12 protein-coding genes are annotated in these 10,700 nt (G+C 70.1%); 7 read left to right on the top strand and 5 right to left on the bottom strand.

Annotation, left to right across the window (positions count from 1 at the left end):
* Positions 1 to 50: 50 nt before the first annotated feature.
* Genes eno through FFS10_RS18465 form a run of 3 tightly spaced genes read left to right on the top strand, consistent with a single transcriptional unit; the run spans position 51 to position 2,176 of the window.
* Positions 51 to 1,334, top strand: coding sequence for a phosphopyruvate hydratase (gene eno / locus FFS10_RS18475; RefSeq protein WP_137895946.1), 1,284 nt, complete (start codon positions 51 to 53; stop codon positions 1,332 to 1,334).
* Positions 1,335 to 1,369: 35 nt separating this feature from the next.
* Complete coding sequence (locus FFS10_RS18470) at positions 1,370 to 1,645, top strand: septum formation initiator family protein (protein WP_137895945.1); 276 nt, start codon at positions 1,370 to 1,372, stop codon at positions 1,643 to 1,645.
* A gap of 30 nt (positions 1,646 to 1,675) precedes the next feature.
* A complete protein-coding gene (locus FFS10_RS18465) occupies positions 1,676 to 2,176 on the top strand; it encodes a hypothetical protein (protein WP_137895944.1) in 501 nt (166 codons plus the stop codon).
* Positions 2,177 to 2,201: 25 nt separating this feature from the next.
* On the opposite strand, the gene hslO is transcribed toward FFS10_RS18465, so the two are convergent.
* Positions 2,202 to 3,179, bottom strand: a complete 978-nt coding sequence (gene hslO, locus FFS10_RS18460) for an Hsp33 family molecular chaperone HslO (RefSeq protein WP_137895943.1) — start codon at positions 3,177 to 3,179, stop codon at positions 2,202 to 2,204.
* 11 nt (positions 3,180 to 3,190) lie between these two features.
* Complete coding sequence (locus tag FFS10_RS18455; RefSeq protein WP_137895942.1) at positions 3,191 to 3,715, bottom strand: gamma carbonic anhydrase family protein; 525 nt, start codon at positions 3,713 to 3,715, stop codon at positions 3,191 to 3,193.
* 44 nt (positions 3,716 to 3,759) lie between these two features.
* Between FFS10_RS18455 and FFS10_RS18450 the strand changes: the two genes are divergently transcribed.
* A complete protein-coding gene (locus tag FFS10_RS18450; protein WP_137895941.1) occupies positions 3,760 to 4,554 on the top strand; it encodes a ferritin-like domain-containing protein in 795 nt (264 codons plus the stop codon).
* Positions 4,555 to 4,569: 15 nt separating this feature from the next.
* Here FFS10_RS18450 and xerD read toward each other — a convergent pair whose 3' ends face one another.
* Both xerD and FFS10_RS18440 read right to left on the bottom strand, forming a co-directional pair.
* A complete protein-coding gene (gene xerD / locus FFS10_RS18445) occupies positions 4,570 to 5,475 on the bottom strand; it encodes a site-specific tyrosine recombinase XerD (protein ID WP_137895940.1) in 906 nt (301 codons plus the stop codon).
* 70 nt (positions 5,476 to 5,545) lie between these two features.
* On the bottom strand, positions 5,546 to 6,511 hold the full coding sequence (locus FFS10_RS18440; protein WP_137895939.1) for a tripartite tricarboxylate transporter substrate binding protein BugE: 966 nt from the start codon (positions 6,509 to 6,511) through the stop codon (positions 5,546 to 5,548).
* 116 nt (positions 6,512 to 6,627) lie between these two features.
* Here FFS10_RS18440 and FFS10_RS18435 point away from each other — a divergent pair, with 116 nt between their 5' ends.
* The gene (locus FFS10_RS18435; protein ID WP_137895938.1) at positions 6,628 to 7,533 is read left to right on the top strand and encodes an AEC family transporter; all 906 of its coding nucleotides are present in this window, start codon (positions 6,628 to 6,630) and stop codon (positions 7,531 to 7,533) included.
* Between the two features lie 178 nt (positions 7,534 to 7,711).
* Here the strand turns inward: FFS10_RS18435 and queG are convergent, their stop codons facing one another.
* A complete protein-coding gene (gene queG, locus FFS10_RS18430; RefSeq protein WP_137895950.1) occupies positions 7,712 to 8,758 on the bottom strand; it encodes a tRNA epoxyqueuosine(34) reductase QueG in 1,047 nt (348 codons plus the stop codon).
* A gap of 27 nt (positions 8,759 to 8,785) precedes the next feature.
* On the opposite strand from queG, the gene tsaE reads away from it, so the two are divergent.
* Both tsaE and FFS10_RS18420 read left to right on the top strand, forming a co-directional pair.
* A complete protein-coding gene (gene tsaE, locus FFS10_RS18425) occupies positions 8,786 to 9,313 on the top strand; it encodes a tRNA (adenosine(37)-N6)-threonylcarbamoyltransferase complex ATPase subunit type 1 TsaE (RefSeq protein WP_137895949.1) in 528 nt (175 codons plus the stop codon).
* On the top strand, positions 9,310 to 10,629 hold the full coding sequence (locus FFS10_RS18420) for an N-acetylmuramoyl-L-alanine amidase (RefSeq protein WP_137895937.1): 1,320 nt from the start codon (positions 9,310 to 9,312) through the stop codon (positions 10,627 to 10,629). Before tsaE ends, FFS10_RS18420 begins: the two co-directional genes overlap by 4 nt.
* Positions 10,630 to 10,700: the final 71 nt, after the last annotated feature.

Below are 10,700 nucleotides of genomic sequence, written 5' to 3'. Positions count from 1 at the left end.
GCCCCTCAAGGGCGGGTTTCACGAAGAGTTGAGAAACTGAAAGGTAAGAGATGAGTGCCATTGTTGACATCGTCGGTCGCGAGATTCTGGACAGCCGCGGCAACCCCACCGTGGAATGCGACGTGCTGCTGGAATCCGGCGTGATGGGCCGCGCCGCCGTGCCCTCGGGCGCCTCGACCGGCTCGCGCGAGGCCATCGAGCTGCGCGACGGCGACAAGAGCCGCTACCTCGGCAAGGGCGTGCTCAAGGCCGTCGAGCACATCAACACCGAGATCTCCGAGGCCGTGCTGGGCCTGGACGCCTCCGAGCAGGCCTTCCTCGACAAGACCCTGATCGACCTGGACGGCACCGAGAACAAGAGCCGCCTGGGCGCCAACGCCATGCTGGCCGTCTCCATGGCCGTGGCCCGCGCCGCGGCCGAGGAATCGGGCCTGCCGCTGTACCGCTACTTCGGCGGCATGGCCGGCATGCAGCTGCCGGTGCCGATGATGAACGTCATCAACGGTGGCGCCCACGCCAACAACAACCTGGACCTTCAGGAGCTGATGATCATCCCCGTGGGTGCGCCGAGCTTCCGCGAAGCCCTGCGCTACGGCGCCGAGGTGTTCCATGCGCTCAAGAAGATCATCCACGACAAGGGCATGAGCACCGCCGTGGGCGACGAGGGCGGCTTCGCGCCCAGCGTGCCCAGCCACGAGGCGGCCATCCAGCTGATCCTCGAAGCCATCGAGAAGGCCGGCTACACCGCCGGTGAGCAGATCGCCCTGGGCCTGGACTGCGCGGCCAGCGAGTTCTACAAGGAAGGCAAGTACCACCTGGAAGGCGAAGGCCTGGTGCTGTCGGCCGAGCAGTGGACCGACATGCTCGCCACCTGGTGCGACAAGTACCCCATCATCAGCGTCGAGGACGGCATGGCCGAGGGCGACTGGGAAGGCTGGAAGCACCTGACCGAGCGCCTGGGCCAGAAGGTGCAGCTGGTCGGCGACGACCTGTTCGTGACCAACACCAAGATCCTGAAGGAAGGCATAGAGAAGGGCGTCGCCAACTCGATCCTGATCAAGATCAACCAGATCGGCACCCTGACCGAGACCTTCGCCGCGATCGAGATGGCCAAGCGCGCCGGCTACACCGCCGTGATCAGCCACCGCTCGGGCGAGACCGAGGACGCGACCATCGCCGACATCGCCGTGGGCCTCAACGCCGGCCAGATCAAGACCGGCTCGGCGAGCCGCAGCGACCGCATGGCCAAGTACAACCAGCTGCTGCGCATCGAGGAAGACCTGGGCGACATCGCCCACTACCCGGGCCGCGCCGCGTTCTACAACCTGCGTTGAAGCACTTGGGCAACCGCCGCCTGGGCTGAGCGCCGATGGGCAAACGCTTCGTCCCGCTGGTCCTGATCCTGCTGCTCGTGATCCTGCACGCGCAGCTGTGGTTGGGCCGCGGCAGCGTGCCCAACGTGTCCGAGCTGCAGCAGAAGCTCGACCTGCAGAAGGCGGCCAACGCCGAGGCCCAGCGCGTCAACGAGCAACTGGCCTCCGAAGTGCGCGACCTCAAGGAAGGCCTGGAGATGGTCGAGGAAAAGGCACGCGCCGAACTGGGCATGGTCAAGCCCAACGAAGTCTTCGTGCAGGTCGCCAAGTAGGCGTCCTGGCCGCTCCCCTCCTCCAACCCCATGCTGCGCATCGCCGTGCTGGGTGCGCCGCGCACCGGCAAGACCCGACTCGCCGCCGAATTGGCACTTGCGCTGGCGCAGCGCCCCGTCTCGGTCAGCGATGGGGCGGCACTGCTCACCGCCATCACCGACCGCGGCCGCGCCCCGCCCACGCAGGAAGAAGTCAGCGCCCTGGCCCAGACCCATGGCCGGCTGTACGAGCTGACCCTGCTGCTGGGACTGGACCTGCTGCCCCCGGCCGAGGCCCGCGCGAGCGAGGCCGTCGACATGGCCCTGCGCGATGCGCTCCTCGGCGCCAGCCTGGCCTACAAGGTGATCTACGGACAGGGCGCGCAGCGGCTTCAGAACGCGCTGCTGGCCATCGAGGGCACGGGCGCCGCGCCCCCGGACGCGCGCCTGGCCACCCAGTACGGTCTGCAGGGCGGGCGCGTCGCCTGGCGCTGCGAGAACTGCAGCGACCCGACCTGCGAGCACCGGCTGTTCACCGGGCTGCTGCCCTGACGGCTGGCTGCGGCCCGCGCAAGCCTCAGTGCATGGCCGAGCTGCCGGGCGGCAGCTGGCGCGCGGCGGTGAAGATCTGCGCCGCGTCCACCGGATCGAAGTGGTACTGCTGGCCGCAGAAGTCGCATCCCACCTCGATGTGGCCGCGCTCGGCCAGGATGCTCTCGGCCTCGGCCTCGCCCAGGCTGCGGATCATCTGGCTCACGCGCTCGCGGCTGCAGGTGCAGGCAAAGCGCGGCCCGGTTTCGCCGGCCTGCGGCTCGAAGCGCAGCAGCCGCTCCTCCCAGAACAGGCGGCGCAGTATGGTGTCCACGTCCAGCGTGAGCAGCTCCTCCTGCTTCAGGCTCCTGGCCAGGATGGCGATGCGGTTGTAGTGCTCGTTCAGGCCGATCTCGTCCTCGCGCGAGCTGCCCCCCAGGTTGGCCTGGCCCTGCACCGGCAGGCGCTGGATCAACAGGCCCGCCGCCACCTGGTCGTTGGCCGCCAGCACCAGCGTGGTGTCCAGTTGCTCGGACTGCAGCATGTAATGCTCGAGCACCTCGCTGAGCCGCTCGAGCTTTTCCTTGCGGTCGCCGAACAGCGGCACCACGCCCTGGTAGGCCTGCTGGCCCGGCAGCTTGTCCTTGGGGTCCAGCGTGATCGCGCAGCGGCCCTGGTTGCCCAGGTTGACCATCTGGCTCAGCGTGGCCTGCGCGTCCACAGGCCCGAGCACCGTCGCGGTGGCGCGCAGGCTCAGGTCGGACTGCACCTCGGCCACCGCCACCTTGACCGGGCCGTCGCCGAAGATCTGCAGCACCAGCGCGCCGTTGAACTTGATGTTGCCCTGCATCAGCACGCCGGCAGCCGCCATCTGGCCCAGCAGCTCGCGCACCGGCGCGGGGTAGGCGCCGGTCGCGTTGTTGGATTCGCGGCGGCGCAGGATCTCGGTCCAGGCGTCGGTCAGGCGCACGATCACGCCGCGCACCGGCAGGCCCTCGAAGATGAATTTGTGCAGCTCAGACACGCGCCGTCCCGTCAGGCGATCTTCTTGAGCCCGGCGCGAAAGCGGCGGGCGTTCTCGCTGTAATGCCGGGCGCTGCGGCGCAGGCCCTCGATCTGCTCGGGCGTGAGCTGGCGCACCGCCTTGGCCGGGCTGCCGATGATCATCGAGCCGTCCGGGAACTCCTTGCCCTCGGTGACCAGGGCCCCGGCGCCGACCAGGCAGTTCTTGCCTATGCGGGCGCCGTTGAGCACCACCGCGCCTATGCCGATCAGCGACTCGTCCCCTATGGTGCAGCCGTGCAGCATGACCTTGTGGCCTACAGTCACGTTCTCGCCCACGGTCAGCGGCTCGCCCGCGTCGGCGTGCAGCACGCTGCCGTCCTGCACATTGGAGCCGCGGCCCACGGTGAGGCTGTCGCTGTCGCCGCGCAGCACCGCGCCGAACCAGACGCTGCTGCCCTCGCCCAGCGTCACCTTGCCCATGACCTGGGCACTGTCGGCCACCCAGGCCGTCTCGGCCACGCGGGGGGCCACGCCGTCCAGTTCGTAAATTGCCATGATGTTCCTCTTGCTCGGGGCATGCAAAACCTAGAATTGTAGAGATGGAGCTCCGTCAACTGGCGCTGCAGGCCTTGCGCCTGCCCGATCCCGCGCAGAAAGTCACCGCCGTCCAGCAACTGTGGGCCGAGGCCGGCGCGCTGCCCTTGGCCGCCGGGGACCTGCCCGCGCCGGGCGATCTGCCGGGCCGCCCGGCCCTGCCGCAGCTGGTGCACCCGGCGCGCGTGCCGCGGCGCCCGCCGGCCTCGGCGGCGGGCCGCGCCGCCCTGGTCCACGCGATCTGCCACATCGAGTTCAACGCCATCAACCTCGCGCTCGATGCGGTCTGGCGCTTCGCCGGCCTGCCGCGCGACTTCTACCTGGACTGGCTGCGCGTGGCGCACGAGGAGGCGCAGCACTTCACGCTGCTGAGCGAGCACCTGGGGACCCTGGGCCACGGCTATGGCGACTTCAGCGCCCACGACGGGCTGTGGGCCATGTGCGAGAAGACCGGGGGCGACATCGTGGCGCGCATGGCCCTGGTGCCGCGCACCCTGGAGGCGCGCGGGCTGGACGCCACGCCGCAGATCCAGGCCAGGCTGCGCCAGGTGGGCAGCGCCGACGCGCTGCGCGCGGTCGAGATCCTGGACATCATCCTGCGCGAGGAGGTCGGCCATGTGGCGATCGGCAACCACTGGTACCGCTGGCTCTGCGAGCGCGAGGGCCTGGACCCGGTGGCCCATTACGGCCTGCTGGTCGAGCGCTACCAGGCGCCGCGCCTGCATCCGCCGTTCAACGAGGCGGCCAGGCGCCAGGCCGGCTTCAGCGAGCTGGAGCTGGCCTACCTGCTGGGCGGTTGAGACCCCTCGCCGGCCTCAGCCGCGCGGATGGTGCTGGGCGTGCAGCTTGCGCAGCCGCTCGCGCGCCACATGGGTGTAGATCGTGGTGGTCGAGATGTCGGCGTGGCCCAGCAGCATCTGCACCGCGCGCAGGTCGGCGCCGTGGTTCAGCAGGTGGGTGGCGAAGGCATGGCGCAGCGTGTGCGGCGACAGCGGCGCGCGTATGCCGGCCTGCAGCGCATAGCGCTTGACCAGCTGCCAGAACATGACGCGCGTCATCGCCGTGCCGGGCTTGGGGCCGCTGCTGGTGACGAACAGCGCCTCGCTGCGCCGCGCGCCCAGCAGCGCGGGCCTCACCTCGGCCAGGTAGCGCGTGAGCCACTCGCGCGCCAGCTCGCCGAACGGCACCAGTCGCTCCTTCTCGCCCTTGCCGGTGACACGCAGCACGCCCTCGTTCAGGCCCAGCTGGAACAGGTTCAGCGTGACCAGCTCGCTCACGCGCAGGCCGCTCGCGTACATCAGCTCGAGCATGCTGCGGTCGCGCAGGCCCAGGGCCGTGGCGGTGTCGGGCGCGGCCAGCAGGGACTCGACCTGGGCCTCGCTCAGGGTCTTGGGCACGCGCAGCGCCTGCTTGGCGGCCAGCAGCTTCAGCGTGGGATCGACGCCGACCAGGCGCTCGCGCAGCGCCCAGCGGAAGTAGCGCTTGAACACGGTGAGGCGGCGGTTGGCGGAAGTGGCCTTGGTGGCCGCATGCCGCGCGGCGAAGTATTGGTGCAGCTGGCTCTCCATGGTGTCGTCCAGCGCCGCGCCCTGCCCGTCCAGCCACTGCGCGTACAGCGTCAGGTCGCGCCGGTAGGCCGCCAGCGTGTTGCCGGAAAGGCCGTCCTCCAGCCACAGGGCGTCGATGAAGCGGTCTATGCTGGCGGCGCTGGCGGGGTGCATGACATCCAGGGTAGCAAAAAAGCCATCGGGGCAGGCCGCCGATGGCTGCGGGAGAGAGCAGGTGTCCGGTTCAGTCCAGCTTGAGCTTCTGCTGGTCCACCACCTTCTTGTAGACCTCGTACTCGGCCTTGATCTGCGCGGCGAACTGCTCGGGCGTGTTGGCCACGACCAGCGAGCCCGTGTCCTCGATGCGCTTGCGCACGGCCGGCTCCTCGAGCGCCTTCTTCACGCCGGCGCTGACCTTGTCCACCACCTCCTTGGGCAGGCCCTTGGGACCCAGGATGCCGTAGTAGGCCATGCGGTTCACCGGTTCCAGGCCCACCTCCTTGAAGGTCGGCACATTGGGCAGCTGGGCCAGGCGCTGCGGCGCGGCGACCACGATGGGCACCAGCTTGCCGCTCTGGATGAAGGGCAGGGCCGAGGGCAGGTTGTCGAAGATGATGGGCACCTGGCCGGCCACCGTGTCGTTCAGCGCCGGGCCCGCGCCGCGGTAGGGAATGTGGGTGATGAACACGCCGGCCAGGCTCTTCCAGAGCTCGGTCTGCAAATGGCCGATGCCGCCGGTGCCCGAGGAGGCGTAGGAATAGCGGCCCGGGTTCTTCTTGAGCTCGGCGATGAAGGCCTTGTAGTCCTTGGCCGGGAAACTCGGGTGCACGGCGATGATGTTGGGCGTGGCCGCGATGTTGATGATGGGCGTGAAGTCCGTCACCGGGTTGTAGGGGATCTTGGGGTTGATCGCCGGATTGGCCGCCGTGGTCGAGACCGTCGCCACTCCCAAAAGGTAGCCGTCCGGCGCCGCGCGCACGGTCTCGGTGGCGCCGATCACGCCGCCGCCGCCGGCCTTGTTCTCGACGATCACGCTCTGGCCCAGCGCCTTGCCCAGCGGGTCGGCGATGGTGCGCGCGATGATGTCGGTCGTGCCGCCGGGCGCGAACGGCACCTGCAGCTTCACGACCTTGTTCGGATAGCCCTGCGCGAAAGCCGAGCCGGCGGCTGCCGCGGCGATGGCCAGGGCCATCCATTGACGACGTTGCATGGTCAAAACTCCTTTGATTGGAACGACAAGCCTGGGATCGTAACCCCCCGCAGTCGCACGCGCCTTGTGGATGTCAGCTAGGTGCAAACCCGGAATCCACGAGGTATTCTCGGCCGGTGAATTACGCCCAGCTCCTGTTCCCCGATTTCTCCCTGATCCTCTGCGGCTACCTGGTGTGCCGCTACACGGCGCTCAACCGCACGGTCTGGCAGCAGGTCGAGAGCCTGGTCTACTTCTTCCTGTTCCCGGTGCTGCTGTTCCACTCCATCGTCAAGAGCCCGCTGGACCTGGGCGCGGCCTCCAGCCTGATCGGCGCGGGCCTGAGCCTGGGCGTGATCGGCATCGCCCTGGCCTACGCCCTGCCCTGGCTGCCGCTGCTGGGCCCGCACATCGACCGGCGCGACCATGCCGCCAGCGCCCAGGTGGCGTTCCGCTTCAACTCCTTCATCGCGCTGGCCCTGGCCGATCGCCTGGCCGGGCCGCAGGGCCTGCTGCTGATCGCGGTGCTGATCGGCGTGTGCGTGCCGCTGTTCAACGTGGGCGCGGTCTGGCCTATGGCGCGCCATGCCCAGCGCGGCTTCCTGCGCGAGCTGGTGCGCAACCCGCTGATCATCGCCACGGCCACGGGCCTGGCGGCCAACCTGCTGGGCTTTGCCATGCCCGGCTGGCTCGAGCCCACGGTCACGCGCATAGGCGCGGCCTCGCTGGCGCTGGGCCTGATGGCGGCCGGCGCCGGCATGCAGTTCAGCAGCCTGGCCAGCGGCAAGCTGCTGATGCTGGCGGTGCTGGCGATCCGCCATTTCGTGCTGCCCCTGGTGGCGCTGGGCCTGTCGCACGCCTTCGGCCTCACCGCCGTGCAGAGCACGGTGCTGCTGGCCTTCTCGGCCCTGCCCACGGCCTCGAGCTGCTATGTGCTGGCCGCGCGCATGGGCTACAACGGCGGCTACGTGGCCGGCCTGGTCACCCTGTCCACCCTGCTGGGCATGGCCAGCCTGCCGTTCGCGCTGGGCGTGCTTCGGTGACCACCCCCACGTTCGGCACTGGCGTGTCCTCTCTGCCCCCCGAGGGGGCCCAGACCGGCTTGGGGCGACGCTGCGCAGCGTGGTGCGCGCAGCTGTACAGCGCAGCAGCGTCATGGCCGCCCTTTGCCTGGTTCGCTTCGCAGACCAACGGCTACGGGCGGCCCGGCGCCGGTCTGAATCAGCGGCTAAGCGCCCAGGCCACATGCTCGCGCACCAGCGGGTCGGGATGCTCGAGCCGCCGCTGCAGCGCCGCGCGCAGGGCCGCGCCAGCCGCTGCGTCGGGGCCGGCGGCCAGCGCATTGCCGGCCGCCACGGCCACGTTGCGCAGCCAGCGCACATGGCCGATGCGCCGGATGGCACTGCCCTCGGTCCGGCGCAGGAACTCGTCCTCGGTCCAGTCCAGCAGGCGCGCCAGCGACTGGCCATTCAGGCCCTCGCGTTCGTCGAAATCGGGCAGCGCGCTGCGCTGGGCGAACTTGTTCCAGGGGCAGACCAGCTGGCAGTCGTCGCAGCCGTAGATGCGGTTGCCGATCAGCGGGCGCAGCTCGGACGGAATCGGCCCCGCATGCTCGATCGTGAGATAGGAAACGCAGCGCCGCGCGTCGAGCCGATGCGGCGCGACGATGGCCTGCGTGGGGCAGATGTCCAGGCAGGCCTGGCAGCTGCCGCAATGGGCCGTGACGGGCGCGCTGGCCGGCAGGGCCAGGTCCACGTAGATCTCGCCGAGGAAGAACATCGAGCCGGCCTCGCGGCTCAGCACCAGGGTGTGCTTGCCACGCCAGCCCTGGCCGCTGCGCGCGGCCAGCTCGGCCTCGAGCACCGGCGCCGAGTCGGTGAACACGCGGTGGCCAAAGGGGCCGACTTCGTCGGCGATACGGCTCTGCAGCTTCTGCAGGCGCGCACGCAGCACCTTGTGGTAGTCCCGTCCGCGCGCATAGACCGAGACCACGCCTTCGGCGGGGCGTTTCAGGCGATCGAACTCGACCGCCTGCCAGTCCGCAGGCGTCTGCCGCGGCAGGTAGTCCATGCGCGCCGTGATCACGCTCACCGTGCCGGGCACCAGCTCGGCCGGGCGCGCGCGCCTGAGGCCATGCGCGGCCATGTAGTCCATGCTGCCGTGAAATCCCTGGGCCAGCCACTGCATCAACCCTGCCTCGGCCGAGGACAGGTCGACACCGGCCACGCCGATTTGGGAGAATCCCAGCTCACGGCCCCATACTTGGATCCGGGCCAGCAACTGAAAGGGATCGATCTGAGCGCTGTGAAGAGTCACCCGCCGATTGTAGAAAGCGCGCCCAGCACCACTGCGGGCGCGGATATGCTGCGCCTGCTATGGCACGGCGAGGACGATACCGCGCGCTTCGCGCAGCGCCTGGCCGCCTGCCCGGCGCTGCGGCGCGCCTACATCGAACTGCAGGGCGAGCTCGGCGCGGGCAAGACCACGCTGGTGCGCCACCTGCTGCGCGCCCTGGGCGTGCAGGGCCGCATCAAGAGCCCGACCTACGCCGTGGTGGAGCCGCACGAGGCCCCCGGCCTGGCCATCTGGCATTTCGACTTCTACCGCTTCAGCGACCCGCGCGAGTGGGAGGACGCGGGTTTCCGCGAGCTGTTCGCCAGCCCCGGCCTCAAGCTCGCCGAATGGCCCGAGAAGGCCGCCGGCATGCTGCCGGTGCCCGACCTCGTGATCCGCCTCGAGCCCCAGGCCGACGAGAGCCGGCAGGTCCTGCTGCAGACGCACAGCGCCGCGGGCCGGGAGCTGCTGCAAGGAGTGGCTGCATGAGGCGGCGCGAGCTGCTGCAGTCCGGCACCCTGGTGCTGCTGCTGGCCGGCGCGCAGATCGCGCGCGGCGCCAGCATCGTGGCGGTGCGGGTCTGGCCGGCGCCCGACTATTCGCGCGTGACCATCGAGTCGGACGGCGAGCTCAAGGCGCGCCAGTTCTTCGTCGCCACGCCGCCGCGGCTGGCGGTGGACATCGAGGGCCTGGACCTCAACCCCGCGCTGCGCGAGCTGGTGGCCAAGGTGAGGCCGGACGACCCCAACATCGCCGGCATACGCGTCGGGCAGAACGCGCCCGGCGTGGTGCGCTTGGTGATCGACCTCAAGCAGGCCATCCTGCCCCAGGTGTTCAGCCTGCCGCCGGTCGCGGCCTACCAGCACCGTCTGGTGTTCGACCTCTATCCCGCCCAGGCCATGGACCCGCTGGAGGCCCTGATCGCCGAGCGGCTCAGGGAGGGCCCGGCCGCGCCCGCGCCGGCCGACCCGCTGGGCGAGCTGATCGCCCGGCAAGGCGAGCGCGGCGGCGCCGCACCGCCCCCCGCCCCGCGCACGCCGGCCGGCCCCGTCGACGGCCCCGGCGGCACGGCCGAACGCACCGAGCGCCTGATCATCGTCGCGCTCGACCCCGGCCATGGCGGCGAGGACCCCGGCGCCGTGGGCCCGAACGGCACGCGCGAGAAGGACGTGGTACTGCAGATCGCGCGGCGCCTGCGCGAGCGCATCAACGCGACCAGCGTGAACGGCAACCCCATGCGCGCCTACCTCACGCGCGACGCCGACTTCTTCGTGCCGCTGCAGGTGCGCGTGCAGAAGGCGCGCCGGGTCCAGGCCGACCTGTTCGTCAGCCTGCACGCCGACGCCTTCTTCACGCCCAACGCCCGCGGCGCCAGCGTGTTCGCGCTGAGCCAGGGCGCGGCATCCAGCAGCGCCGCACGCTGGATTGCCAACAAGGAGAACCAGGCCGACCTGATCGGCGGCGTCAACGTCAAGGCGCGCGACGCCCATGTGCAGCGCGCCCTGCTCGACATGAGCACCACGGCCCAGATCAACGACAGCCTCAAGCTCGGCAGCGCCATGCTGCGCGAGATCGGCGGCGTGGGCCGGCTGCACAAGCCGCGCGTGGAGCAGGCCGGCTTCGCCGTGCTCAAGGCCCCCGACATCCCCAGTGTGCTGGTCGAGACGGCCTTCATCAGCAACCCCGACGAGGAGGCCAAGCTGCGCAGCGACGACTACCAGGAGGAACTGGCCAACGCGCTGATGAAGGGCATACAGAACTATTTCGCGCGCAACCCGCCGCTGGCGCGCAACCGGCCGGTCTGAGCCGCGCGCCCGGTGCGAGCGACCTGATCCAGCAAGCCCTTCCTCCCCGGACCTGAGTCCGTTGCCAGCGG

The sequence above is a fragment of the Ramlibacter sp. 2FC genome (genome assembly GCF_005503345.1).
Taxonomy (GTDB): domain Bacteria; phylum Pseudomonadota; class Gammaproteobacteria; order Burkholderiales; family Burkholderiaceae_C; genus SCMQ01.
This window is presented reverse-complemented; position numbering and strand designations above follow the sequence as displayed.